Source organism: Plantactinospora sp. KLBMP9567 (genome assembly GCF_033446045.1).
Taxonomy (GTDB): Bacteria; Actinomycetota; Actinomycetes; order Mycobacteriales; family Micromonosporaceae; genus Plantactinospora.
In genome coordinates this window covers 180,596-204,785 of sequence record NZ_JAWQRR010000039.1, presented here as the reverse complement: position 1 = coordinate 204,785, position 24,190 = coordinate 180,596, and the positions used below count along the sequence as shown (strand labels likewise).

Annotated in this window: 27 protein-coding genes; 23 read left to right on the top strand and 4 right to left on the bottom strand. The window is 72.9% G+C overall.

Annotated elements, in window-relative coordinates; translation table 11 throughout:
- The first annotated feature begins 159 nt into the window (after positions 1-159).
- The 5 genes from R6Y94_RS29310 to R6Y94_RS29290 all read left to right on the top strand — a co-directional run bounded on the left by R6Y94_RS29310 (position 160) and on the right by R6Y94_RS29290 (position 6,792).
- Positions 160-2,370, top strand: a complete 2,211-nt coding sequence (locus R6Y94_RS29310) for an ATP-dependent RecD-like DNA helicase (RefSeq protein ID WP_318399100.1) — start codon at positions 160-162, stop codon at positions 2,368-2,370.
- A 170-nt stretch (positions 2,371-2,540) separates the two neighbouring features.
- Complete coding sequence (locus tag R6Y94_RS29305) at positions 2,541-2,846, top strand: CU044_2847 family protein (RefSeq protein ID WP_318399061.1); 306 nt, start codon at positions 2,541-2,543, stop codon at positions 2,844-2,846.
- A 6-nt stretch (positions 2,847-2,852) separates the two neighbouring features.
- Entirely contained in the window at positions 2,853-3,707 is an 855-nt protein-coding gene (locus R6Y94_RS29300; RefSeq protein WP_318399060.1) for a trypsin-like serine protease, read from the top strand.
- Complete coding sequence (locus R6Y94_RS29295) at positions 3,688-6,132, top strand: sigma-70 family RNA polymerase sigma factor (RefSeq protein WP_318399059.1); 2,445 nt, start codon at positions 3,688-3,690, stop codon at positions 6,130-6,132. Before R6Y94_RS29300 ends, R6Y94_RS29295 begins: the two co-directional genes overlap by 20 nt.
- Before the next feature lie 87 nt (positions 6,133-6,219).
- Positions 6,220-6,792, top strand: a complete 573-nt coding sequence (locus tag R6Y94_RS29290; RefSeq protein ID WP_318399058.1) for a CGNR zinc finger domain-containing protein — start codon at positions 6,220-6,222, stop codon at positions 6,790-6,792.
- A gap of 32 nt (positions 6,793-6,824) precedes the next feature.
- On the opposite strand, the gene R6Y94_RS29285 is transcribed toward R6Y94_RS29290, so the two are convergent.
- Positions 6,825-7,733, bottom strand: coding sequence for an A24 family peptidase (locus tag R6Y94_RS29285; protein WP_318399057.1), 909 nt, complete (start codon positions 7,731-7,733; stop codon positions 6,825-6,827).
- Between the two features lie 432 nt (positions 7,734-8,165).
- On the opposite strand from R6Y94_RS29285, the gene R6Y94_RS29280 reads away from it, so the two are divergent.
- From R6Y94_RS29280 to R6Y94_RS29225, 12 genes are all read left to right on the top strand, one after another.
- Positions 8,166-8,726, top strand: coding sequence for a hypothetical protein (locus tag R6Y94_RS29280; protein WP_318399056.1), 561 nt, complete (start codon positions 8,166-8,168; stop codon positions 8,724-8,726).
- Positions 8,720-9,634 carry a hypothetical protein gene (locus R6Y94_RS29275; protein ID WP_318399055.1) on the top strand — a complete coding sequence of 305 codons (915 nt, stop codon included), beginning with the start codon at positions 8,720-8,722 and terminating at the stop codon, positions 9,632-9,634. Before R6Y94_RS29280 ends, R6Y94_RS29275 begins: the two co-directional genes overlap by 7 nt.
- Complete coding sequence (locus tag R6Y94_RS29270) at positions 9,631-10,287, top strand: SAF domain-containing protein (protein ID WP_318399054.1); 657 nt, start codon at positions 9,631-9,633, stop codon at positions 10,285-10,287. Before R6Y94_RS29275 ends, R6Y94_RS29270 begins: the two co-directional genes overlap by 4 nt.
- 2 nt (positions 10,288-10,289) lie before the next feature.
- Positions 10,290-11,093, top strand: coding sequence for a ParA family protein (locus R6Y94_RS29265; protein WP_318399053.1), 804 nt, complete (start codon positions 10,290-10,292; stop codon positions 11,091-11,093).
- Positions 11,083-12,648 (top strand): CpaF/VirB11 family protein, encoded by a 1,566-nt coding sequence (locus tag R6Y94_RS29260; protein WP_318399052.1) that lies wholly within the window; start codon positions 11,083-11,085, stop codon positions 12,646-12,648. Before R6Y94_RS29265 ends, R6Y94_RS29260 begins: the two co-directional genes overlap by 11 nt.
- Before the next feature lie 91 nt (positions 12,649-12,739).
- Complete coding sequence (locus R6Y94_RS29255) at positions 12,740-13,636, top strand: type II secretion system F family protein (RefSeq protein ID WP_318399099.1); 897 nt, start codon at positions 12,740-12,742, stop codon at positions 13,634-13,636.
- On the top strand, positions 13,636-14,505 hold the full coding sequence (locus R6Y94_RS29250; RefSeq protein ID WP_318399098.1) for a type II secretion system F family protein: 870 nt from the start codon (positions 13,636-13,638) through the stop codon (positions 14,503-14,505). Before R6Y94_RS29255 ends, R6Y94_RS29250 begins: the two co-directional genes overlap by 1 nt.
- 34 nt (positions 14,506-14,539) lie before the next feature.
- Positions 14,540-14,785, top strand: coding sequence for a hypothetical protein (locus R6Y94_RS29245; protein ID WP_318399051.1), 246 nt, complete (start codon positions 14,540-14,542; stop codon positions 14,783-14,785).
- Positions 14,786-14,875: 90 nt separating this feature from the next.
- Positions 14,876-15,274, top strand: a complete 399-nt coding sequence (locus R6Y94_RS29240; RefSeq protein WP_318399097.1) for a TadE family protein — start codon at positions 14,876-14,878, stop codon at positions 15,272-15,274.
- Between the two features lie 11 nt (positions 15,275-15,285).
- Positions 15,286-15,768 (top strand): TadE/TadG family type IV pilus assembly protein, encoded by a 483-nt coding sequence (locus R6Y94_RS29235; protein WP_318399096.1) that lies wholly within the window; start codon positions 15,286-15,288, stop codon positions 15,766-15,768.
- Entirely contained in the window at positions 15,765-16,238 is a 474-nt protein-coding gene (locus tag R6Y94_RS29230; protein ID WP_318399050.1) for a pilus assembly protein TadG-related protein, read from the top strand. The genes R6Y94_RS29235 and R6Y94_RS29230 overlap by 4 nt, the downstream gene beginning before the upstream one ends.
- Positions 16,239-16,253: 15 nt before the next feature.
- Positions 16,254-17,429: a LysM domain-containing protein gene (locus tag R6Y94_RS29225; RefSeq protein ID WP_318399049.1), complete on the top strand. Its 1,176-nt coding sequence runs from the start codon at positions 16,254-16,256 to the stop codon at positions 17,427-17,429.
- Positions 17,430-17,540: 111 nt separating this feature from the next.
- Here the strand turns inward: R6Y94_RS29225 and R6Y94_RS29220 are convergent, their stop codons facing one another.
- Together R6Y94_RS29220 and R6Y94_RS29215 are read right to left on the bottom strand one after the other, a co-directional pair.
- A complete protein-coding gene (locus R6Y94_RS29220) occupies positions 17,541-17,834 on the bottom strand; it encodes a hypothetical protein (RefSeq protein ID WP_318399048.1) in 294 nt (97 codons plus the stop codon).
- A 68-nt stretch (positions 17,835-17,902) separates the two neighbouring features.
- Positions 17,903-18,142, bottom strand: coding sequence for a hypothetical protein (locus tag R6Y94_RS29215; RefSeq protein ID WP_318399047.1), 240 nt, complete (start codon positions 18,140-18,142; stop codon positions 17,903-17,905).
- Between the two features lie 260 nt (positions 18,143-18,402).
- Here R6Y94_RS29215 and R6Y94_RS29210 point away from each other — a divergent pair, with 260 nt between their 5' ends.
- Complete coding sequence (locus R6Y94_RS29210; RefSeq protein WP_318399046.1) at positions 18,403-19,530, top strand: sensor histidine kinase; 1,128 nt, start codon at positions 18,403-18,405, stop codon at positions 19,528-19,530.
- Complete coding sequence (locus R6Y94_RS29205) at positions 19,527-20,225, top strand: response regulator transcription factor (RefSeq protein WP_318399045.1); 699 nt, start codon at positions 19,527-19,529, stop codon at positions 20,223-20,225. The genes R6Y94_RS29210 and R6Y94_RS29205 overlap by 4 nt, the downstream gene beginning before the upstream one ends.
- 55 nt (positions 20,226-20,280) lie before the next feature.
- On the opposite strand, the gene R6Y94_RS29200 is transcribed toward R6Y94_RS29205, so the two are convergent.
- The gene (locus R6Y94_RS29200; RefSeq protein WP_318399044.1) at positions 20,281-21,129 is read right to left on the bottom strand and encodes a Rieske 2Fe-2S domain-containing protein; all 849 of its coding nucleotides are present in this window, start codon (positions 21,127-21,129) and stop codon (positions 20,281-20,283) included.
- A gap of 106 nt (positions 21,130-21,235) precedes the next feature.
- On the opposite strand from R6Y94_RS29200, the gene R6Y94_RS29195 reads away from it, so the two are divergent.
- The 4 genes from R6Y94_RS29195 to R6Y94_RS29180 all read left to right on the top strand — a co-directional run bounded on the left by R6Y94_RS29195 (position 21,236) and on the right by R6Y94_RS29180 (position 24,172).
- Positions 21,236-22,279 carry an NAD-dependent epimerase/dehydratase family protein gene (locus tag R6Y94_RS29195; RefSeq protein ID WP_318399043.1) on the top strand — a complete coding sequence of 348 codons (1,044 nt, stop codon included), beginning with the start codon at positions 21,236-21,238 and terminating at the stop codon, positions 22,277-22,279.
- A gap of 112 nt (positions 22,280-22,391) precedes the next feature.
- Complete coding sequence (locus R6Y94_RS29190) at positions 22,392-22,751, top strand: nuclear transport factor 2 family protein (RefSeq protein ID WP_318399042.1); 360 nt, start codon at positions 22,392-22,394, stop codon at positions 22,749-22,751.
- Positions 22,752-22,852: 101 nt separating this feature from the next.
- Positions 22,853-23,380 (top strand): DUF402 domain-containing protein, encoded by a 528-nt coding sequence (locus R6Y94_RS29185; RefSeq protein WP_318399041.1) that lies wholly within the window; start codon positions 22,853-22,855, stop codon positions 23,378-23,380.
- A gap of 393 nt (positions 23,381-23,773) precedes the next feature.
- A complete protein-coding gene (locus R6Y94_RS29180) occupies positions 23,774-24,172 on the top strand; it encodes an EamA family transporter (RefSeq protein ID WP_318399095.1) in 399 nt (132 codons plus the stop codon).
- The last annotated feature ends 18 nt before the right edge of the window (positions 24,173-24,190 follow it).

Sequence of the window (24,190 nt, the reverse complement as noted above, 5' to 3'; positions counted from 1 at the left end):
CGAGGTGGCGACCACCGGGGTCAGCGGGCTCAGGGTGGCTAGTGGGCATCGGGGTGGACGGCTGTGTTGCATGATGCTGCGGTGACCGGACAGCAGGCGCCGACCACCGTACGAGCGGCGCCGACCGCCGAGCGCCACCCCAGCGACCGGCCGGGCGGGGTGGTGCTGGAGGCGGTACTCGAACGGATCACCTACGCCAACGAGGAGACCGGCTACACCATCGCCCGGTTCGCCACCGAGCGGACCGGGCCCGACCTGCTCACCGTGGTCGGCTCGCTGCTCGGGGTGCAGCCCGGCGAGAGCGTACGGCTGGTCGGGCGCTGGAGTTCGCACCCGAAGTACGGGCGGCAGTTCGAGGTGCAGTCATACACGACGGTGCTGCCGGCGACGGTGCAGGGCATCGAGCGGTACCTCGGCTCGGGGCTGATCAAGGGGATCGGCCCGAAGATGGCCGAACGGATCGTCGCGCACTTCGGCGTCGACACGCTGCGGGTGATCGAGGAGGATGTCGGGCGGCTGGTCGAGGTCCCCGGGCTCGGCCCGAAGCGGACGAAGCTGATCGCCGCCGCCTGGGTCGAGCAGCAGTCCATCAAGGAGGTGATGGTCTTCCTCCAGGGCGTCGGCGTCTCCACCTCGCTGGCCGTACGCATCTACAAGAAGTACGGCGACGGGTCGATCTCGATCGTCCGCAACGAGCCGTACCGGTTGGCCGCCGACGTCTGGGGGATCGGGTTCAAGACCGCCGACACCATCGCCCGGGGCGTCGGCATCCCGCACGACAGCCCGCAGCGGGTCCGGGCCGGCATCCAGTACACCCTCTCCGAGGCCGCCGACGCCGGGCACTGCTACCTGCCCGAACCGAACCTGGTGGCGGACGCCGCCGAGATCCTCGGGGTCCCCGTCGAGCTGGTCCGGGACTGCCTGGCCGACCTCGCCGCCGACGAGGGCGTGGTCCGGGAGGCGGTGCCGAACCCGGGCAGCGAGGGCGGCACGATTCCGGCGGTATACCTGGTGCCGTTCCACCGGGCCGAGTCCGCGCTCGCGGCCAGTCTGCTCCGGCTGCTGCGGCACCGCAGCGACCGGATGCCGGCGTTCGCCGGAGTCGACTGGGCGAAGGCGCTGGCCTGGCTGCGTACCCGGACCGGTGCCGACCTGGCCCCGGAGCAGGAGGCCGCGGTCCGGCTCAGCCTGACCTCGAAGGTCGCGGTGCTGACCGGCGGACCCGGCTGCGGCAAGTCGTTCACCGTCTCCTCGGTGATCAAACTCGCCGGTGCCAAGGGCGCGAAGATCGTGCTGGCCGCGCCGACCGGCCGGGCGGCGAAACGGATGACGGAACTGACCGGGCATCCGGCCGCGACCGTGCACCGGCTGCTGCAACTGCGGCCCGGCGGCGACCCGACGCACGACCGGGACAACCCGATCGACGCCGACCTGGTGGTGGTGGACGAGGCGTCGATGCTCGACCTGATCCTGGCGAACAAGCTCGTCAAGGCGGTCGCGCCCGGCGCGCACCTGCTGCTGGTCGGCGACGTCGACCAGTTGCCGTCGGTCGGTGCCGGCGAGGTGCTCCGGGACGTACTGGGCGCCGAGTCGATCCCCCGGGTCCGGTTGACCAAGATCTTCCGGCAGGCGCAGAAGTCCGGAGTGGTGGTCAACGCGCACCGGATCAACGCCGGCCAGGCGCCGCTGCTCGGCGAATATCCCGACTTCTTCCTCTTTCCGGTGGACGAGCCGGAGGCCACCGCCGAGCTGGTGGTGGACATCGTCGCCCGCCGGGTGCCGCGCAAGTTCGGCCTGCGTCCCCGGGACATCCAGGTGCTCACCCCGATGCACCGGGGACCGGCCGGCGCCGGCAGCCTGAACACCGCGCTGCAACAGGCGATCTCGCCGTACCGGGAGGGGCAGCCGGAGCGCCGGCACGGAGCCCGGGTCTTCCGGGTCGGTGACAAGGTCATCCAGATCAGGAACAACTACGACAAGGGCGCCGCCGGGGTCTTCAACGGCACCGTCGGGGTGGTCACCGAGCTGTCGGTGGAGGAGCGGAAGCTCACCGTCCGCACCGACGAGGCCGAGGAGATCGGGTACGACTTCGACGAACTCGACGAGCTGCAACACGCGTACGCCATCACGGTGCACCGGTCGCAGGGCAGCGAGTATCCGGCGGTGGTGATCCCGGTGACGATGAGTTCCTACCCGATGCTGCAACGGAACCTGCTCTACACGGCGGTGACCCGGGCCAGGAAGCTGGTGGTGCTGGCCGGGTCGCGCAAGGCGCTGGGCATCGCGGTCCGCACCGCCGGCACCGGTCGCCGGCACACCGCGCTCACCCACCGGCTGAGCGACCCGACCCCGCCCCGACCCGCCCTGTGACGTGAATCACCCGCCAAGTCTCACCGGATAGACCTGCAAAATCCCGATAAGACCCGCTGATACACCATTCGACAGCGTCTCCGCCGCATCGATGTCTCGTTAGGACTCTTGCCGTCCGGCGTACGCCCGCCGCAGCGGCCCGAGTGTCCCCCTGTCACCGGACGGAATACATGTCGAACACAACGGTCAGAGTCGAGGTCTTCCCGACGGACGACGCCGATCTCCGCCAGATCGGGCCGAGTCGCCGGCTCACGACCCTGCTACAGGAGCGCGCCGACGAGATCGGCACCGCCGTCCGGGACATCTCCCGGATGCTGCGCGAGTCGGTGGACACCGAACCCGACGACACCGGATTCCGGGTGTCGAGCGTGACCTCGACCTTCGGGCTCAGCCTCGCCACCAGCGGCGGTGTCGTGGTCACGCGCGCGTCGGCGGAGGTCTCGTTCGAGGTCACCCTGACCATCGAACGCACCTGAGCCGTCGTGGAGTCGCGGAACTCGTACCTGGTCAGGATCCGCCCGCGCGACAAGCCCGACGCACCACCGGGATACACCGTCGGGTTCCTGGTCAGCAGCCACTGGGTGATCACCGCCGGGCACTGCCTCTCCAGGCTGGCCGAGGACGAGCCGGTCCGGATGACCCTGGCCGGCAGCGAAACGGTCGACGGGCGGGTGGTGCGGATCGCCGAGCGGGACGACCTCGGCCTGATCTGCGTCACCGGCACGCCGCCCCGGGAGGTGGTCCGGCCGGTCCTGGCCAGGGCCACGGACAACGACGGATGGGTGGCACCGGCCCGACCCGAGGCCAGCCCGCACCGGTTGACGGGCTCGGTGCTCAACGCCGACCTTCGGCACCGGTGCGCCGGCGGCGGTGAGATCGCCGCCCTCGAACTCAAGGTCGAGCAGGAACTCGGCGACTATCACGGCTACAGCGGCGGTCCGGTCGAGCGGGTACCGCGCCCGTCCGACGAGCCCGGCCCGCCGGTCGTACTCGGCATGCTCGTCGAGCAGGCACCGAAGTGGAACCGTTCCGGAGACGCCACCAACGTGCTGATCGCGGTGCAGGCCGAGTACGCCCTCGCCGAACTCGACGTCCTCGCCGACGCCCGGCGACTGGCCCAGGAGAACACCCGGGCGCTGCAACGGGCGTCCGACGCCGAACCGGTCGCGCTGACCCAGGAGCTCCGGGAACTCAACGTGATGGGCGACCAACTCGACCGCATGATCAGCCGGGGCCTGCTGGGACGCCGGAAGGCCCGCCGTTTTCTGCACAAGGTCCTGGACCGGACCCTCCGGTACTGGATCGCCAGGAGCAACCGTGACCGAATCCGCACCTGACGAACTCGTACTCGACGACCTGCTGCCCCGGGCCATCGCGGAGGCCGAGGCGGCGTTGCGGCGGCCGAACCGGGGACGGGCCGGGCTCGACCTGCTCCGGCCGACGGTGATCTCGCTGGCCGCCTTCGACGCGAAGCGGAACCCGGGTGCCGTGCACCGGCTCGCGATGCTGCTCACCCGGCTCGGCCTGCACACCGAGGCCGGGCGGCTGCTCGACTGGGCGGCCTGGCGGACCACCCGGGGCAGCGACGCCTGGCTGGCCACCGAGAACGTCCGGGCGATCCTGGCGGCGGCCCGGGGCGACCGGGACCGGGCGGCGCTCCTGCTCGACCTGGCCCTGCGCACCACCGACCGGCTCTCGGTGACCAGCGCGAAACTCCACGCCAACCTGGCCGTCCTCTGCCTGGAGACCGGCGAGTCCGGCCGGGCCGCCCGGCACGCGACCGTCGCGCTGACCGCCGCGATCAGCACCGAGCACCCGGCGGAGTGGCCGGCCGACCTGCTGGCCAGCGCGGAAGCCAGCGCCATCCAGGCGATCGAGCGGTCCACCACCGATCCGCCGCGTACCGCCGAGGAGTTGCGGGACCTCGCCGAGACCCAGTTCGCGCTGGCGATGCGGCGCCGACGGCTCGACCTGGTGGAGTCGGCAATCGAGGTGATGGAGCTGGCCGGCCAGCACCTGACCGCCCGGCTGCCCGCGACCCATCCGGAGGCCGTACGGCTGCGCGAGAAACTCGCCACCGCCGAGGACCGGTACGCCGACCTGCGCGCGGCGAGCCCCGCCGCCCCGCGCCCGGTCGCCGCCCGGCCGGTCGCCGTCGCCCCGGACCGGCCACCGGTGCCCCCGCCCGACCCGGCCCGGGTGGGCGTGCCGAAGGCGTACCACCTGGTCGTCGACCGGTATCTGGACACCGTCTTCCGGTTCGTCTACTACCGGGTCGGCGACCGGCGGCTCGCCGACGAGCTGACCTCGACCGCCGTACGCCGGGTGCTGCACCGGATCGACACCTTCACCGGTCCCGACCGCGAGCTGGGCGCCTTGCTGATCGGCACCGCCCGGCAGGTGTTGGCCGACCACCCTGCGGGCGAACGGCCGCTGCCGCCGGTCGACGACCCGGACCACCCGGCCCGGGACGGCGGCGCGGAGCTGGTGAACGGTCCCCTGCTGGCCGCGGTCCGGCGACTCGACGCCGAGCAGCGGGACTGCCTCGTCCTCCGGTTCCTCCAGGCTCTCTCGGTGGCGGAGACCGCGCGGGCGATGGGGCAGACCGAGAGCCGGGTCCGGGCCGTACAGCACCGCGCCGTCCGCGCGCTCACCCGGCTGCTGCCGCCCGGCCCGCCACCGCCCTGGCCGGACGTGACGCGGCGGCGGGTGCACCGGGCCCGGTACCTGCTGGGCAAGCTGCTCCGCCCCAGCCCGCCCGATCTCTTCCGGGGAGACGACGAGGACAGCGGGTCGGCCGCCGGCCGGGGCGTCGTACACGGTGCCGACCGGCTCATCGTGCTCGGGCTCCAGCTCCAGGCCATCCCGACCACGCGGTCCAGCGGCGATGGTGCGCCGCGCCCAGAGCACCCGATCGGCTGCCCGCCACCGCCGAACCCCTCTCCACCCGAACCCCCGACTCCCACCTGCGGCCACGGCGGACCGCAGGAGAAGGTTGACCAGGGTTCACTGCTCACGCCGGACTCGGACGCCCGGCTGCGGAGCATGCTGCTGGCGATCGTCGGCGAAGCGGCGGTCACGACGGCCGGAGCCGACGGCGCCGCACCGGGTACGCCCGGCGGTGCGGTACGGAGCGGGTCCCGGGTCGTCGGGACGAGGCGGGTCGGGCGGAACGCCGAGGGCCGCCGCGACCGGCGGTGGAGACGGGCCCGGGGCCGGGACACGGTCGTGGCCGGCCTCGGCGTCGTCACGATCGCCGTCTCCGCGCTTGCGGCCGGCGACGGAGGCACCCGCCCGGCCCGCCCGGCGTACGCGCTGGACCGCTCCGTCGCACCGGTCCAACCGGAGCCGGCCGCCTCGGAGCCGAACCGGGGCCGGCTGCTCCTCGGAATCGCGCGTTCCCGGCTGGACGAGGCGAGCGCCCACCGCGACACCGGGGAGGACCTCGGCGCCCTGCTGGACGGCGTGGACGACGACATCCGGCAGGGCAGTCGGCTGCTCACCACCTCGGCCGTCCGGCGGCGGGACCCGGCGGCACTCGACTCGGTGGACGCCTTTCTCGACGGGCAGCACCGGCAGGTGGCCGAACTGCTGGTCCGGGCCAGCCCCACCGAGCGGGACCGGGTGGCCGAGTCGGTCCGACTGCTGGACGCCGTACGCTGCCGGATCGACCGGTTGCGTACGACGTTGAGCTGCGACGACGCGGCCCCTGAGGGCGTGGACACCCTCGGTCCACTGCCCGCCGACTGCGCCACGCGATAACGGCCGAAGGAGTCGCCCCGGATTCGACGGCGCGAAACATATCGACAGGCGTTTCCGTATCTGGCGCCGGATGCGTACGGTGGCGCCATGAGGCAGCCCGGTGACCGTGCCCCCGCACCCGGACCGCTGGCACTGGTGCAGGATCTGTTGAACACCGTCGATATCGAGGCGGGCCGCGACCGGCTGCGTACGATCGCCGAACTCACCGCCTTCGCCGCCGCGCACGGCACGACCGGACTCAGCTTCACCGACTCCGACGTGACCGAGACGAGGCGGTTCCGGGAGGCGTTGCGGGACGCCTGCCGGGGGCACGCCGGCAGCGAGGTGCCGGCCGCGTCCGCCGCCGCGCTGCGCTACACCCTCGCCACGTCCCCGCTGCTACTCACCATCGACGGCACCGGCGCGGCGCGGGCGGTCCCGGTGGCCGGGCTCGGCGGGTCGGCGGCGCTCATCGCCGGCGTGGCGGCCGCGATCCTGAACGCCGCCACCGCCGGCACCTGGTCGCGGCTGAAAGCCTGCGCGGCACACCGCTGCCAGTGGGTGTACTACGACCACAGCCCGGCCGGCCGGGGCCGCTGGTGCACGATGAGCATCTGCGGCAGCCGGGCCAAGATGCGCGCCTACCGGGCCGGCCGGTCGGCCGCCCGCTCGACGGGCTGACCGGGCGGGCCGGGTCGACCCGCACGGCCGAGTCAGCTCAGAGCCAGGGTGCTCAGGGTGCCGAGGACCAGGAACGGGCCGAACGGAAGGTGACCGCCCCAGCCGATCCGGCGGGTGGCGAGCAGGGCCAGCCCGCACAGCGCCGAGGCGCCGAAGGTGAGCAGCGCGCCGAGCACCACCGCCGGCCAGCCGAGCCAGCCGAGTACCGCGACAGCGCTCAGCGCCAGCTTGGCGTCGCCGAGCCCGAAGCCCCGGCGGCCGAGCAGCAGGGTGGTGCCGGCAAGGAAAAGGGCCGCCCCGAGCCCGGCCAGTACGGCCCGCCACCAGGCCGACGGGTCGCCGGCGACCAGGGCCGCCGCGCCGAGCAGGCCCAGGGTGCCGGCCGCGGCGGCGTAGCTGAGCCGGTCCGGCAGCCGGTGTACGGCGACGTCGACGAAGAGCAGCGGCACGGCGCACGCCGCCCACCAGCCGAACGCGATCGACTCGATCGGCGACCGGGCCGCCGCGACCACCGCGACCACCGCGAGGAGCAGGGCGGTCTCGACGGCCAACGGTGCCGCGCCGACCCTGCCGCCGCAGCCGGCGCAGCGGGCCGACGGGGTGAGCGGGCGCAGCGGACCGGCCAGGCCGATCGGGGTACCACAGTGGTCGCAGCCGGACCGGCGTGGCTGGCCGTACGGCACCGACTCGGCGGCGACGAGCCAGCGCAGCGCCGGGGCGACACAGAGCAGCGCGAGGCCCTGGGCCGGCCAGCGGGATCCGGACCGACTCTGGGTACGCAGAGTAACTCCATGATCGCAATCTTCGGATCTTCCCTGGTCCGGCGAGTGGGCACCCACCGAGCGGGCGGCGGCCGGATCGCGCCGTGGCGGCGGCCCGGCGGCCCCGGCACGGCCACCCGGAATCCCCGGTACGGAAGCTGTCAGATCATCGTCATCCATGGCATTTCGCTCCACTGGGCCGGCACAATCGGAACGGAAGGGGCGGCGGCTCCATCCCGCCCGCCAACTATTGATCAAATGTGCACCATCGATCGGCATCTTATGATCGAGACGGCGGTCACCAACAGAGATCGTAACCGTACGTATTCTCTCAAATAGCCCCTGTTGCATCGTCGGCGGTGAGCCTATGCTCGCCATCTGGACGGCGCGCAACCGTCGACCAACAGGCAACAAAAAGATCGATTGGCAATACCACACCCAGAATCTAGATCGACTCACCCGAATGTGGATGCAGCGGCGCCGGGCCCGGTCGAGGGCCTTCGGGGCGGAGCGGCCGTGCCCACGTCACCAGCCGACAGGTCGGATCGGCGGAAGTAACCCGGTCAACTCCGCTCAGGTGGGCGGTCAGCGGCGCAGCAGGAGGAGGCACCGTTGCGAACGCGGCAACCGGCGTACCTCTGGAGCGCCCTGCTCGCGGTGGCGCTGCTCGTCGTCGGCACCGGCTGCGGCAACCGGCCGGGCGGCGCGGCGCCACGCGACACCGGACCCGAGCCGGCCGCCAGCGCCGACGCCCGGGCCGCCGAGGCGGAGAAATCCGCCCTCGCCGCCTATGCCGGCTATCTGGCCGCCGTCCGCAAAGCGGAGCAGACCGGCGATCCGCTTGATCCGCAACTGCGGAAATATCTCGCCGATCCACTCTTGACCCGGGTCAGGCTCACCATTCGCGACGCGAAGGAGCACGGCGCGATGCGTACCGGAAAGCTCGTCTCCAATCCGACGGTCACCGCGGTCGACCTCGACTCCGACCCGGCCACCGTCTCGATCCAGGACTGCATCGACGCCACCGGCTACCGCCTGGTCTACAAGAAGGACAAGAAGGTGGTCCCCGGTTCGGCCAGCGGCCGGCACCTCGCCACCGCGACCGCCACCCGCTATCCCGACGGCCGCTGGCTGATCAACGTCGGCGCGTCGCACGAGGACCAGCCGTGCTGACCCGGCGGGCGTTGGCGACCGGTGCCGTGACCGGGCTGGTGCTGGCCGTCGCGCTGGTGGTGCCCGGTGGTCCCGTCGGAGCCGACCCGGTCGCGGAGTGCCCGCCGGGGCAGGGCAACTGCAACGTCTGGGAGCAGCTGCCCGGCGAGCCGGGCGACGACGACGGCGGCGGTTCGGGCTCCGGTGACGGCGGCGGCTCCGGCGGCGGGGACCGGGTCTGCGAGAAGGACGACGGCACGGTGGTGCCCTGCTACGACGACGTGCTCGGCTGGTTCAACAGCGCCGACGACTGCTACTACAAGCGGGCCGAGCCGCTGGCGAACGTCGAGCCGGGGAAGACCGCGTACCTGCGGACCTGTAGCGCGGCGGGGAGTTCCCAGATAGTTCATCTGACCGACCCGCCGGCCGGGTTCGCACCGCCGGACCCCCAGCAGATGGCCCTGGACCTCTTCGCCAACCTGACGCTGGACCCGCCGGAGATCCGGACCGCGCCGAGCGGTGCGCCCGGGCTGGTCGGCGTGCCGGTGTGGCTCTACGACGCGTCGAGTTGGGAACCCGAGCAGAGAACGGACGTCGAGGGCGACGTGACGGTCTGGATCGAGGCGATTCCGACGAAGATCGTCTGGCGGATGGGCAACGGCGAGACGCTGGAGTGCACCTCGGCGGGCATCCCGTTCAAGGCCGGCACCCACGACCCGCGCCAGCCACCCCGCGAGGCGTGCGCGTACCCCGGCTATCCGCGGGCGAGCAGCACCAAACAGGGTGGGCGGTACGAGATCACCGCGGTCAAGCACTGGACGGTGCCGTGGGGCAGCAGCACCGGCGAAGGCGACCAGGACGCCCTCGCCACCAGCCGCGACGCCACGACCTCGATCCGGATCGACGAACTTCAGGTGGTAACGAGGTGACCGTGGTGACCACTCCGACCACAGGGGCGCCGATCGACGCGCCGATCACCCCGCCCCGGATCGTCCGGCAGCGCCGGATGCGCCCCGGGCTGCTCGGCCTCGCCGTGCTGCTGATCGCGCTCGGCGGGCTCGGATCCGCGTTCGCGATCACCTCCGTACGCGCCACCGGCAGCTATCTCGCGGTCGCCCGGGCCGTACCGGTCGGCACCGCGCTCACCGCCGACGACCTGGTGGCGGTACAGGTGGCCGGCGGCCAGGGCCTCGAACCGGTGGCCGCCGACCGGATCGACGAGGTACTCGGCAAGCGGGCCACCGTGACACTGACCCCCGGCACCCTGCTGACCATGGCGCAACTCACCGACAAGCCGCTGCTCGGCCCCGGGCAGCAGCAGATCTCGGTCGGGCTGCGCCCCAGCGAGGTACCCGCGAAGCGGCTCCGTCCCGGCGACAAGGTGCTGCTGTTCAGCACGGCCGGCGGCGATGCCCGGGCCGCCGCGCCGGCCACCCGGTTCCAGGCCACCGTCATCGACATGGCCGCCCCGGCCAGCAACTCGGTGGTCCTCTACCTCGCGCTCGCGGCCAAGGACGTCCCGGCGGTGGTGGCGTTGGCCACCAGCGACCGGATCGCGGTCGTACTGAACGCGGCAGCCTGACCGTGGCCATCGTCGCCCTCGTCTCGGCCAAGGGATCCCCCGGGGTCACCACCACCGCGCTCGCCTGCACGCTCACCTGGCACCACCGGGTGGTGCTGGCCGAGTGCGACCCCTCCGGCGGATCGGTGCTGGCCGGCTATCTCGGCGGGGCGCTGCCCGGGCCCCGGGGCATCGGCGAGCTGGCCGTCGGCGAGTTGCGGGACGGCAACCTGGAAGTGGCGTTCTGGTCGCAGCTCGTCGACCTCGACGCGCCCAGGCGGGAACGGCTGCTGCTGCCCGGCGTGGTCGACCCGGCGCAGGCCGGCAGCGTCGTACCGCTCTGGCAGCGGTTCGCCGACTTCTTCACCGGGTTGGCCAAGGGCCGCCCGGCGTACGACGTGCTGGTCGACTGCGGACGGCTCCAGGTGGCCGGGCCACCGTGGCCGCTGCTCCGGGCCGCCGATCTCGTGCTGGTCGTCACCACCGCCCGGCTGCCGCACCTGTCCAGCACCCAGGCCACCATCCGGGCGATCGAGCGGGACTTCGCCGAACACCGGGTACCGGCCGACACGCTGCGACTGCTGCTGATCGGCGGCGAGCACGGCCGCAGCAAGGTGGGCAAGGCGCTCCGGCTGCCGGTCATCGCGCAGTTGCCGGACGACCCGCGTACCGCCGAGGTGCTCAGCCACGGCGGGACCGTACGCGCCAACCGGCCGCTGATGCGGGCGGCCAGCGCGCTGGAGGTGCCGGTCCGGGCGGTCCTCGACCGGCGCCGGGCCCGGCTCGGCTGGCCGGCCGCGATCGAGGGGGTGCCAGGTGCGGTTTGAGCCGGTCTACTCCGACCCGCGTCCCCACGACCCGAATTCCGCCTCCACCGCTCCGATCTGGCAGGTTGTCCCGCACAACGGGCACCGGCCCGTACCGCTGCCGAGCGGTGGCGAGGTGCCGCCGTACGCGGTGGTGCCGCAGCCGGTGACGCCGCCCGCCCCGCCCCGGCCCCGGGTCGACTTCGCGGTGGTTCGGGAACTCCGGCGCGAACTGAGCGAACGGTTGACCCTCTGGCAGCGCGGCCGGGAGTTCAGCACCGCGGAGGAGGACGTCGAGCGGGCCCGGCTCGCCGTGGCGGTGGTCGCCGAGTACGCCGACTCCACCCGCCGGGCCGGTACCCCGATGTCGGCGGCCGAGGAACGGATGCTGCTCGACCAGGTCAACGCGGAACTGGTCGGGTTGGGCCGGTTGCAGACCCTGCTGGTCGACAACTCGATCGAAGAGGTGCACATCCTCGGCTGTGACTCGGTGCGGATCACCCGACGCGGCGGTGGCGTTGACTGGGCCGAGCCGATCGCCGACAGCGACGAGGAGATGGTGGAGATCCTCCAGGCGGCGGCGCGACGGGCCGGGGCCACCGAGCGGTCGCTCTCCACGTCGAAGCCGACCCTGGACCTGCAACTGCCGGACGGCAGCCGGCTGGCGGCGGTCTTCCTGGTCAGCCACCGCCCGTACGCGGTGATCCGCAAGCACAACACCATCGAGGTGACCCTCGACGAGATCTCCGGCGGCCGGGCCGACCTGGACGAGATGCTCGACGTGCTGATCCGGGACTTCCTCCGGGCGGCGATGCGGGCCGGGCTGAACATCATGGTCGCCGGGCTGGCCGGGGCGGGCAAGACCACGGTGGTCCGGGGGCTGATGGACGAGATCCCGGCCGACGAGCCTTACGTGCTGCTGGAGGAGAGCCGGGAGCTGCTGCCCGCCCGGCGGGGACGCAAGCACCGGGCGGTGATGAGCTTCGAGTCCCGGGAGGGGCACGGCGACCGGGGGCCGGACGGCCGACCGGCCGGCGAGGTGACCATCGCCGACCTGATTCCGGTGGCGCTGCGGATGGGGGTACTCCGGATCATCGTCGGGGAGGTCCGGTCCCGGGAGATCGTGCCGATGCTCCAGGCGATGACCACCAGCCGGGGTTCGATGTGCACCATCCACGCCCGTACCCCGGCCGGGGTCAGCGAGCGGATCATCGAGCTGGCGCTGTCGCACGGCCGGGAGATGACCGTCGAGCAGGCCCGCCGGATGGCCGGCAACGCGCTCGATCTGATCGTCTACGTCACCATCGAGGACGAGACCGCCATCGGTGGCCGCAAGCACCGGTTCGTCTCGCACGTCGAGGAGGTCATCGGGGTCGGCGAGGGCAACCGGATCACCACGACGACCGTCTTCGGGCCGGGGCCGGACGGCCGGGCGGTCCCCCGCCATCTGCCGGAACGGGTCCGCGACCAGTTGCTCCGGGTCGGGTACGACGCGCGGCTGCTGACCCGCTACATCGAGGCGGGTACGGGCGCGTGGCGGCGGCCTCGGCACAGTCGGCTCGGACGGCCGGCATGAGGCTTCTGGTCTGCCCCAGCGTGGGTGCGCGGGGCGCGGGGGCCGGGCCTGCCGTGGGTTGCCCGGCGGGTCCGGGGGTGCCGTGGTGACGCTGCCGTCGAACATCGAGCTGATCGCCGTACTCTCCGGGATCGCCTGCGCGACCGGGCTGGTGCTGGTGGTCGCCGCGCTGGTCGGTACAAAGCGACCGGCGGGACCACGCCGCGACTCTGTGCTGCACCAGCTCTGGCTCGGCAACGGGACGAGTGCCCGGGAACGGCGGGCGCACCAGACGCTGCTGGTCGGGGCGACCCTGGCCGGGGCGGTGGCGTTCCTGCTCACCGGGCTGCCGGTCGTCGGCCTGCTGGTCGCCGTCGCGGTGCCCGGCGTGCCGTGGCTGCTCGGCACCGGGCGGGCCGAGCGCCGGGCGATCAACCGGATCGAGGCGATCGGCGAGTGGACCCGCCGGCTGAAGGACGTCTCCGGCACCGGCCAGGGCCTCCAGCAGGCGATCATCGGTACGGTCGCGACCGCACCTGACCAGATCGACGAGGAGGTACGCCTGCTCGCCGCCAGGCTGGCGGCCGGCTGGCAGGGGCGGGCCGCACTGCTGGCGTTCGCCGAGGAGATCGGTGACCCGGTCTGCGACCAGGTGGTGGCCGCGCTGATCCTGCACCTGACCGACCGGGGCGAGCGGCTCGGTGACGTACTCGGGGCGATCGCCTCGGCGGCGGCGGCCGAGGTCGTCACCCGGCGGGAGGTGGAGGCGAAGCGGGCGCAACCCCGGTTCGCGGTGCGCTTCCTGACCGGGATGACGCTGCTGGTTCTGGCGTACGGGCTGGTGAACCCGGACTACATGGAGCCGTACGGCACCCCGGACGGGCAGTTGGTGATGGTGCTGCTCGGTGCCGCGTTCGTCGCCCTGTTGGCCTGGGTACGGACGATGAGCCTGCCGCCCCGGCCGGCCCGGTTCCTCGCCCCGCCGAACCGCGAGGAGGCGCTCCAATGATCCTCAACTGGCACCTGACGTTCGGGGTACTCGGCGGTGCCGCAGTCGGGATGGGACTGTTCCTGCTGGTCCGGGAGGCGTTACCGGCGGCTCCGGCGCTCGGTCCGGCGCTGCGCCGGCTGCACCAGCCGGCCGGGCTGAGCCGGCCGGGCCGCGCTTCCCACCGCGACCTCGACTGGCTCGCCGGGGCGGCCCGCTGGCTGCGTCCACCGCATCGGCAGCTCGCGCTGATCGGGCAGTCGCCCGAGCAGTACACGCTGTCGCTGCTGCTCTCCGGCCTGATCGGGCTGGCGACTCCGGCGGTGTCGACCGCGATCCTCTTCCTCGCCGGGATCCGGATGCCGTTCGTGGTACCGACCGTCGGCGCGCTCGGCTTCGCGCTGCTCTGTGTGCTGATGGCGCACCGGAGTGTACTGGTGAAGGCGGAACGGGCCCGGCGCGAGTTCCGGCAGGCCGTCTGCGCCTATCTCGACCTGGTCGCCCTGCAACTGTCGGCCGCGCACGGTCCGGTGCAGGCGCTGGAGCGGGCGGCCGAGGTCTGCGACGGCTGGGTCTTCGAGCGGATCCGGGAGGCGCTGCGACTGGCCCAGCTCCAGATGCACTCGCCCTGGGACGAGCTACGGGAACTGGCCGAGAAGATCGGCATCCCGGAACTCGGTGACGTGGGGGCGATCATGCAGTCCTCCGGCACCGAGGGCGCACAGGTGCACGACTCGCTGCGGGGCCGGGCCGACTCGCTGCGCGACCAGATCCGGACCGACAACCTGGCCCGGGCCGAGGCGGTGACCAGCCGGTTGGACGTGCCGGGCGCGCTGCTGGTCTTCGTACTCGTCGGCTTCGTCCTCTATCCGTTCGTGGCCCGCATCTGACCCCGACCCACCGTTGCACTGAAGGGAGACCGCAATGTCGATCGTCAACTACCTGCACATTGCGTTCGTCGTGCGGATCGCCGAGCTGCGCCGTGCCGGTGAGGGGGATCGAGGTGACAGCCCGGTCCCGACCGCGGTGATCATCTTTGGTCTGGTGGCCGCGGCCCTGGCCGTGACCGTCGCCGTGTCGCGCAGCGTCGCGGACTGGATGGACGCCATTCCGGAGCCGGGCGGCGGGGCGGACACCGGCGGCGACCCCGCTGGACTGCCGCAGGACTGATCCGTGCCACGACCGCGCGGCAGCATCCGGTACCGGCTCCCGGCGACGACGGCCGGGTCCCGGTGGCGCCGGATCGTCCCCGTGGACCGGATGGCCGGCGCGGAACGGGATCGGGGTGCCAACCCGGTCGAGCTGGCCGTGCTGATGCCGGCCATCCTGATCTTGCTGCTCGCCTCGATCCAGGCCGCCTCCTGGTTCATCGCCCGGGCCACCGCGCTCAACGCCGCCCAGTCGGCGGTGAGCGCGCAGCGCACCTACCAGGCGGAGCCGGGGGTGGGCCAGCAGCGCGCCGAGGACTTCCTGGAGCGGGCCGGTGACTGGCTGGTCGGCTGGGAGGTTACGGTGACCGCCCCCGAGCCGGACGACACGCAGGTGAGCGCCACCGTCACCGGGCAGCCGCTCCGGGTGGTGCCGCTGATCTCGCTGCCGCCGATCAGCGAGACCGCCTTCGGCACGGTGGAGCGGTTCACCGACGAGGAGGCGCCGTGACCGGCGCGGGCATGCCGCGCGGAGCGCGCGGCCGGGACCGGGGTTCGGTATCGGTGGAGACCGCAATCCTCACGCCGGCCTTTCTCGCCCTGGTGGCGCTGGCCGGGGTCGCCGGCCGGACCGCCGTCGCGCACGAGGCGATCGATGCCGCCGCGCACGACGCCGCCCGGGCCGCCTCGATCTCGCGTACCTCGGGCGAGGGGCGGGACGCGGCACGGGCGGCGGTGCGGAGCCGGCTCGACGCGGAGGGGCTCGCCTGCTCGGACGAGCCCGAGTTGGACTTCGCCGGTACGGTCAACGGCCAGCGGGCCGGCTTCGACGAGGTGTACGTCACCGGCCTCGGCACCGACGCCTCGGTGGTCGTCACGGTCACCTGCGACGTCTCCGTCCGGGACCTGCGGATGCCGCTGCTGCCGGGGGTACGGACGTACAGCACCGTCGAGGCGACCTTCGCGTCACCACTGGACCGCTACCGTGGCCGGGGCGCCTCGTGACCGCCCGGGGCTGCTCCGCCGGGCACCCGGTCGGGCCGGGTCACCCGATCGGGCCGGACGCGGGGCGGGTCAGCCTGTTTCTCGCGGTCGCGCTGATCGGGGTACTCACGATCATCGGGCTGGCGTACGACGGCGCCGGCCAGCTCCGCACGATGCAGCGCGCCGACAACCTGGCGGCCGAGGCGGCTCGGGCCGGCGGCCAGGCGATCGACCTGGGGCAGCTACTCCTCGACGGCACCACCCTGCTGGACCAGAGTGCGGCCAGGACCGCCGTCGGCAACTACCTCGCGAGCGTGGACGGCGTCGAGCGTTGGGACGTGGACTTCGCGGTCGCCGGAGACAACTCCACGCTGACGGTCAACCTCGAACTCGACTACGACACGGTCTTTCTCGACCTGTTCGGTTTCGCCGACAACATCACGGTGCCCGGTACGGCCACCGCGACACTCCTCACCACGACGAACCGCTGAATAGGGGGCATAGTCATGCCTGCATCCCGGGCGGCCCGCCGCGCCGGCCAGTTCTGCACCGGGCTCGCGGCGTTGATCGTCCTGATCGGACTGCTGGTCGGGGCGCCCCTGGCGCTGCTGGCCCTGGCCGGCAACCCGCTGCCGGACCACGTGCCGGGGTTGGACGAGATCGGCACCGCGCTGACCAGCCGGGACGACGGTCAGCTCTTCCTCCGGGCGCTGGCGGTCGTCGGTTGGGCCGGCTGGGCCACCTTCGCCCTCTCGGTCCTCGTCGAGATCCCGGCCCGGATGCTACGCCGGCCGGCGATCCGGCTGCCCGGACTCGGCCGCCAGCAACGCTGGGCCGCCACCCTGGTCGGCTCGGTGGCGCTGGTCCTGGCGGTCAGCCCGGCCGCCACCGCCGCCAGTACGGTGCTCGGGACGACGGCGGCGGCAGCGGCCCAGCCGGGAACGGCGGCCCAGCCCGCCGCCGCAGGGCAGTTGGGCAGCACAGGGCAGCCGGTCGGTGTGGGGCAGGTGGTGAACGGGGGACAGCCGGTCAGCGGCGAGGGACCGGCCTCGGGGCCGGCGCCGCACTGGCTGGCGTCGGAGCCGGCGGCGGGACCCGCGCCGCAGTGGTTGGCCGGCGAGCCGGAAGAGCGGGCCGAGCAGCCCGAGCCGGTCTACCGGGTGGAGAAGGGTGACTACCTGGGCCACATCGCCGGCCGCTACCTCGGCGACTTCGACCGCTATCCGGAACTGGCCCGGCTCAACGAGATCCGCGATCCGGACCGAATCCGGCCGGGCCAACTGCTGCACCTGCCCCCGAGCGCCGAGGACCGGGGCGCACGCCAGCACGCCACCGGCCTGGTCGCGACCCCGCCGCCGCCCGGCGGCTGGCCGGAGACCGTACCCGTGGATCCGGCGCCGAAGCCCGGGCAGCCGGACGCGCCGCAACCACCGGCCGGTCCGCAGCCGCCCGCCGACCCGCCGCCCGCCCAGCGGTCCGCCGGTGACGGCGACGGCACCAGCTACGCGGTCACCGCCTCCCGGGCCGGCGCGGCGGAGGAGCTGAACCGCCCGCTCGCCGTCTCGGCGGTGATCGCCGTGGCCAGCATCGTCGGCGCGCAGGTGGGTGCGGTCTTCGGGCTCCGGAACCGCTCGGGCCGCCGCCCCATCTTCGGCAACGGTCGGCACCGGATCCGCGACTGAACGGGCCAGACAGGACGGTCTGAGCGGACAGCGGCGCCCCGGTGTCGAGGATGTCTCGGAGGACAGGCCTCGCTACCGGAGCACCGCAGCGCCTGACTGACCGGCTCAGCTCTAGGTCTGCGGTACCGTGGCGTCGAGGCGGGCACGCACCCGACTGATCCGGGTGAAGTAGCTGGCCACGCCCTCCGAGGCGCCACTGTGGCCGCCCCGGGCGGTGTTCCCCAAGAACCACGGGCCGCCGCTGTCACCGCCCGTCGAGACATCCTCCCGGGTGACATCCAGACCGCAGTACCGATGGCCGCTCAACGTCCGGCAGGCGTCGGCGACGTTGGAGCAGCGGTACCCGCTGTTCCGGCCCCAATGGCACACGACCGAGCCCATCGGTGCGTTGCCGACGGCCGTCACCGTCCGGTCTCCGCCTGCCTTTCGGTTGGTCGCCCGGAACTGCCTGTTCGTCGAGTGACCGTTCCCGGTCAGCGTCCGTGGAACTGGAAATCGCTCGCGTCGTTCGGGGTCTGAGCCAGAGCGGACCGGCCCGTCCCGGTCACTCGGAACGTGCCCGCCGACGTCGGCACGGCCCGCACCCGCACGCTCGCGTTCACGAAAGTTGCCGCGTTGTTCTTGGTGTCGTTGCCACTGGCAGGGGCTCCGGCGACCACTGTCAGGCCAGCGGTGACCCCCAGCGAGGTCAGCAGGGCGAGGACTCGTCGCATCTACTGCGTCCCCTCGGACAAACTGGTGATATCCAACTCCGTAGGCTGAAGTACGCTGATCATCGCGTTTCGCGGGTTCGCTGTGACCCAACGAATCCGCAAGGTTTCGTCGGTCCCCCCGGGCCGGCGGCCACGCGGGGAGGACTATGAGCAGACGGAACGGGCTCTGGCGGGTCGCGGATCTGCCGACGACCAGGGCCGGCGTCGAGCGGGCGTTCTCGTACTTCATCGCGGGGGTCCGGCTGGGCACGGTCGCGCAGATGATTCCGGCGGTACACATCGGAGTGGCGACGTCACCGCATGGCGTCGCCTACCTCGCGTGCTGGCTCGCCGCCGCCTGCGCGGCCGTCGCGGTGAGCGTGGTGACGCTGGTACGCCGCCGCCCGCTGGGCGGGCCGGGTTCGGCAGCGGACTTCGCGCTGGCCTGCCTGTTGCTCGTGCTGGGGCCGCTGGTGCTGGCGTCGGGGGAACGCTTGGGTACCTGGGTCGCGTTCCAGCCGGCCTACGCGCTGTCGATCATCATCACGGCTGGCGGTGTCCGCGGCCGCACCCACTGGGTGGGCGGCCTCCTCGGCGTTATCGTCTGCTATGTGGTGTATCTCCGCGGCGAAGTCGGGGCAGACATGATCCCGACCGCCGTCGGCAATGTCCTCACCTACGTGGTGTACGCGCTGGTCGCCCGCATGTTCTTCGGATACACGCGCCGCATCGCGCACGACGCTGACGCCTCGCGTGCTCGCGCGGCAGAGCTGGCGCGGCGCGAGGAGAAACGACGCGCCCAGGTGATGATGCACAACGGGGTGGCCCTCATGCGGCTGCTCACGGAGCCGGGGACCGACGAGTCGCGCTCCCGGCTCATCGACCAGGCCGAGGCGGAGCTGCGGCGGATGCGCTCCTACCTGCGTGGCCGGGCCCCGGACGGAGACGTACCCGCCGGAGGGGCCGGTTCCGACGCCCCCGTGGTGCTCGCCGCAATGATCGAGCGGGTGTGCGACCGGTTCGCCGAGCTGAATGTCGATGCCCTGCTCGACCTCGGCGCCGACCTGAAACTCCCCGCCGCGCAGGCCGAGGCTCTCGAACGCGCGCTCGAGAGCCTGTTGCTCAACGTACGCGTGCACGCCCGGGCAGAGGCAGTCGTGGTCCACCTCGACCGGGGCACGGATGGGAGCTGGACGCTGACCGTGCGCGACGACGGTGTCGGCTTCGACCCGGCGTCGGTGACCGCCGGGGTCGGGCTGCGCGAGGTCGTCGTGGGCGAACTACGGCTGCGAGGGCTCGACGTCGAAATCGAGTCTGCCGTGGGTGAAGGGACGACAGTGACGATCTCGTCCGGCCCTCGGCCCGCAGCCGTTGGTCGGGACCGCAACGCCGGCACGGACGCGGCATGAGGCCCCCGGTGGCGGTCGTCGACGACGCGTCGCTGATACGCGAGTCGTTCGGCCTGCTCATGCCGGGTCTCAACGTTGTCGCCGCGGTCGCGACCGTGGAGGAGTTGGTGCGCCTCCGCCCCGTGGTGGATGCGGTCCTGCTCGACCTGCACCTGGCGAACCTCGAACAGCAGCCCGACGTCCGGCAGGGCATCGCCGCGATCCGCGCGCTGACGCACCGCGGCTACCGGGTCTGCGTCTACAGCCAGGAGGAGCGACGTTTCGTCCTTGCGGCGTGCATCGCGGCGGGTGCGAGCGGGGTCGTCTCCAAGGCGCTGCCGACCCGCCGGGCCGAACGACTCCTCCTCAACGTCGCCGCCGGTGGCACCGCCATACCTCAGTCGGTCGTCGGGATACTCGAGGTGCTGGTCCGGCGGGACAGCATCACCCTGCTCAGCGAGCGCCAGCGCCAGATCCTGCACGGCCGGGCCCGCGGGCTGACCTACGCCCAGATCGCCAAGCAACTGTTCGTGAGCGAATCCACGCTGCGTGGCTACTGGCTCGACCTGACCCGGTCGCTCTCCGACTCCCTGCGCAACCTCACGCCCGGCGAGATCGAACGAGCCCTCGGACTCGCGCCGGGAGACCTCCTGGAATTCTGGTCCGGGGAAGTGACCGACGTGAAGGACTGGTGGCGCGTCGACATGGGCAAGTGAGCAGATCTGGCGGATGCGAACCGGGCAGACCGTAACGATCGAGTGTTGGCGATCCTCAGGGAAGACGGGTCTGTAGGACGCCGCCGACCACCCGGGTGGGCAGGACCTGCTGGTCGCTGCTGGCCGGGCCGTGCACCACCTCGCCGCCGTCCAACTCGAACGTGCTGCCGTGCCAGGGGCACTTCACGCAGGTACGCCCGTTCTCCTGGACGACCTGGCCGGCGCCGAGCGGGCCGCTCTGGTGGGCGCACCGCTCCAGCATCACCGTGACGTCGTCGCCGTCCCGGTAGACGACGACCGCGATGTCGTCGATCCGGCGGGTCAGCAGCTTGTTCTGCGGCAGGGCGGACATGTCCGCCACCGCGTGCCAGCCGTCCTCGATCCGGCGCAGGTCCGGCACCCCCTGGTTGACACTCGCCGCCTGCTTGTAGGCGAGGTGCCCGCCGAGGAACCCGCCGCTGCCCACGGCGGCCATGCCGAGGTAGCCGAGGGTACGGCCGAGGCCGTGCCGTCCGGTCAGTCGGGCGGCCAGCGAGCCGGCGTACAGCGCGATGGCCATGCCGTTGGCGAGCGCGTGCACCAGTCCGACCCGCTGCTGCTCCCGGGAGAGCGACGCCCAGTCGTTCCACCCGGAGATCGCGGTCGGCACCGCGGCCGCCGTGCCGATCGCCACCAGGGTGGTCGCGGCCCGCCGCTGGTGGGGCATCAGGTCGAGCACGGCCGTACTCAGCCAGGCGCCGATCGGCACCTGGACCAGTGCCGGGTGCAGCGGATGGCCTATCGGCACCCCGTGCAGGAGGTCACGCAGCCGCTGCGACCGAATCGCCGCGGCGACGATCCGCTGCATGCGTTCCGCCGTCCGGTCCAGGCCGGTCGCCTGCTCAAGTCTCAGAATCGCTCGCACCGACCCGGACTACCCGCCGCGCGGCCGGACAAACCTCGCGTACTCGCGGATCAGCCGGATACCCCCGGACGGGTTACCGGGGAGCACTCGGGGTAGACCGGCCGACATGCGGATCGCCATCACCGGAGCCACCGGCAACGTCGGTACGGCGTTGCTGCGTCGGCTGGCCCGCGAGCCGGACGTCGAGGTGATCGGCATCGCCCGGCGCTGCCCGGCCCCGGATGCCGGGCCGCCCTACGACGGGGTACGGTGGCACGCCGCCGACCTCGGGGACCCGGCCTGCCTGCACCCGCTCGCCGAACGGCTGGCCGGGACAGACGCCGTGGTGCACCTGGCCTGGCAGATCCAGCCCAGTCACCAGCGGGCGCGGCTGCGCCAGACCAACATCAACGGCAGCCGGCACGTCGTCAACGCGATGCTGGCGGCCGACGTACCGAAGCTGGTGTACGCCTCCTCGATCGGGACGTACGCGCCGGGGCCGAAGGACCGGCGGGTCGACGAGAACTGGCCGGTAACCGGCGTCGGGCGGTCCGGTTACAGCGTCGACAAGGCGGCCGTGGAGGCGATGCTCGTCGACGCCGAGCGGGACTATCCGGTGCTCCGGGTCACCCGGCTGCGTACCGCGCTGGTCCTCCAGCACGACGCGGGAGCCGAGATCACCCGGTACTTCCTCGGCCGGTTCGCCCCGGTCTCGCTGCTCCGCTCGGGCCGGCTGCCGGTGGTGCCCCGGCACCGGCGGCTCCGGGTCCAGGTGGTGCACGCCGACGACGCCGCCGAGGCGTACCTGCGGGCGTTGCACAGCGACCGGACCGGCGCGTTCAACATCGCCGCCGAGCCGGTGGTCGACGGGCCGCTGGTCGCGGCGGAACTGGGCGGCTGGGCGGCGCCGCTGCCGCTGGGCCTGCTCCGGCTGCTGAGCCGGGCCGCCTGGCGGACCCGGCTGGTGCCGGTGGACGAGGGCTGGCTGGAGATGGGTGCGGCGGTGCCGCTGCTGGACTGCTCGCGGGCGGAACGGGAGCTGGGCTGGCGGCCCCGGCGGGACGCCCGGGACGCGCTGCGGGACCTGCTCGCCGGGATCGCCGCCGGCTCGGGGACGGCCAGCCCGCCGCTGCGGCCGATCGAGCGGATCGCCGGCCGCCAGGCGGCCTGACCGCCGCGCGGGGATGGGTCTTCCGGGGGTACGGAGCCCGCGGTGGGCCTTTCGGGTACGGAGCCGCAAAGGAGCGGGCCTCGGGCAGCTACCGGTGGCACAGTGGACCACCATGGACCGGACTCGGGTGCAGGACTGGATCGCCGGCTACGAGCGGGCCTGGCGCACGCCGGGCACCGAGCCCCTCTCCGCGCTCTTCACCCCCGACGCGAGCTACCTGCCGGGGCCGTACCGGGAGCCGGTGGTCGGCCTGCGGGACATCGGCGAGATGTGGGAGGCCGAGCGGGAGGGCCCGGACGAGGAGTTCGCGATGACCAGCGAGGTCGTCGCGGTGGACGGCGACGTCGGGGTGGCCCGGATCGAGGTCCGGTACGGCACCGGCGAGGAGTTCCGCGATCTCTGGATCATGACCTTCGCCGGGGACGGCCGGTGCGCGGCGTTCGAGGAGTGGCCCTTCTCGCCGCCCTCCTGACCGGTGGCACCACCCGCCGGTGCTGACCCGGCCCCGCATCCACCGCCCGAAGCTCCGGTACCGTCGGCCGCGACGGCACCAGCGGCGGGGGGCGGTACGGCATGACGGTCCGGGACGGCAGCGACCAGGACGGTGCGGAGATCCTGGCGGTCGGCCAACCGGTGACGATCCACCTGGTCAAGGCGCCCCGCCCGGACCTGAGCTATCCCGCGTCGGTGCTCTCCGACGACGGCACCCACTTGGTGGTGCGGGCGCCCTGGGCCGGCGACCAGGTCCGGGACATGGGCTTCGTCCGGTTCGAGCCGGGTGACGTCTGGACCGAGCACTACTGGCGGGACCGGTGGTACTCGGTCAAGGAGGTCCACGACGCCGCCGGTGCGCTCAAGGGCTGGTACTGCGACGTGACCCGGCCGGCGACCGTGCGGGACGGCCTGGTCGTCGTGCCCGACCTCGATCTCGACCTGTGGGCTTCCGCCGACCTGAGCCGGGTGCTCCGGCTCGACGAGGACGAGTTCCTCGCCAGCGGCCTGCCCGAGCGGGATCCGGTCACGGCGGCCCGGGCCCGGCAGGCCCTCGACGAGCTGGCCGAACTGGCCGCCGCCGGCTTCGACACGCTGACCGGGCGATGACACGCCGCCCCGACGCGGCGGCCTGAGCGGCAGACAGAACGGCCCGCACCCGTCGTATGCTCCTCAGAGCGCGGGCCGTTTCGTGTCTGTGCGGGCCGCTCAGTCCTCCGGCGGTGGGGTTCGTCCGCTCCCCTGGCCTTCCGCGGCTGGTGTTCCTCGATCCAGCGCTCTACGTCCTCCGCCCACCAGACGGCACCGCCGGCCAGGCGGTCCACGGGCTCCGGAAAGTCCGGCCGGCTGGTGAGTTGTACGACGCGGACCCGGGACACGCCAAGGCGCTCCTGGAGCTCCGCTGAGCCGTACAACTTCCGCCGGGCCATGGCCTGAGCTTCCGGGCAGGACCCTCTTACGGATTCGTAAGTCCCACCTCGGTTCTGCTGCCGGCTCGTCGCGCTGGGCTGGGCCGGTTACGTCGTGCTCGGCAAGGCGGCCAGCACCCGGCTGGGCGGGAGTCGGGGGCTGGCCCTGGGGATGGCGGTCGGGGCGGTCTGCGTACTGCCGTTCGGGGTGGCCGGCAGCGGGGCGGCGCTGTTCGACCCGTGGACCATGACGCTCGGGCTCGGGGTCGCGTTGCTCTCCTCGGTGCTGCCGTACTCGGCCGAGATGGCGGTGCTGCGCCGGATGCCGGCCCGGGTCTTCGCGGTACTGCTCAGCCTGGAGCCGGCGGTGGCGGCACTGGTCGGGCTCACCCTGCTGCACGAGACGCTGGGCTGGCCGCACCTGCTCGGCATCGGCGGTGTCGTCGCCGCCTCGCTGGGCGCGATCACCGGCCGGCCCGACCGGTCCGGCTGACCGGAGCCGGTGACGAGA

Coding starts and splice junctions, on each gene's coding strand:
- R6Y94_RS29305 (WP_318399061.1), top strand. CDS start 2,541: ATGTCGAACACAACGGTCAGAGTCGAGGTCTTCCCGACGGACGACGCC.
- R6Y94_RS29290 (WP_318399058.1), top strand. CDS start 6,220: ATGAGGCAGCCCGGTGACCGTGCCCCCGCACCCGGACCGCTGGCACTG.
- R6Y94_RS29285 (WP_318399057.1), bottom strand. CDS start 7,733: ATGGATGACGATGATCTGACAGCTTCCGTACCGGGGATTCCGGGTGGC.
- R6Y94_RS29245 (WP_318399051.1), top strand. CDS start 14,540: ATGTCGATCGTCAACTACCTGCACATTGCGTTCGTCGTGCGGATCGCC.
- R6Y94_RS29240 (WP_318399097.1), top strand. CDS start 14,876: ATGGCCGGCGCGGAACGGGATCGGGGTGCCAACCCGGTCGAGCTGGCC.
- R6Y94_RS29235 (WP_318399096.1), top strand. CDS start 15,286: ATGCCGCGCGGAGCGCGCGGCCGGGACCGGGGTTCGGTATCGGTGGAG.
- R6Y94_RS29225 (WP_318399049.1), top strand. CDS start 16,254: ATGCCTGCATCCCGGGCGGCCCGCCGCGCCGGCCAGTTCTGCACCGGG.
- R6Y94_RS29215 (WP_318399047.1), bottom strand. CDS start 18,142: ATGCGACGAGTCCTCGCCCTGCTGACCTCGCTGGGGGTCACCGCTGGC.
- R6Y94_RS29210 (WP_318399046.1), top strand. CDS start 18,403: ATGATTCCGGCGGTACACATCGGAGTGGCGACGTCACCGCATGGCGTC.
- R6Y94_RS29205 (WP_318399045.1), top strand. CDS start 19,527: ATGAGGCCCCCGGTGGCGGTCGTCGACGACGCGTCGCTGATACGCGAG.
- R6Y94_RS29195 (WP_318399043.1), top strand. CDS start 21,236: ATGCGGATCGCCATCACCGGAGCCACCGGCAACGTCGGTACGGCGTTG.
- R6Y94_RS29190 (WP_318399042.1), top strand. CDS start 22,392: ATGGACCGGACTCGGGTGCAGGACTGGATCGCCGGCTACGAGCGGGCC.
- R6Y94_RS29185 (WP_318399041.1), top strand. CDS start 22,853: ATGACGGTCCGGGACGGCAGCGACCAGGACGGTGCGGAGATCCTGGCG.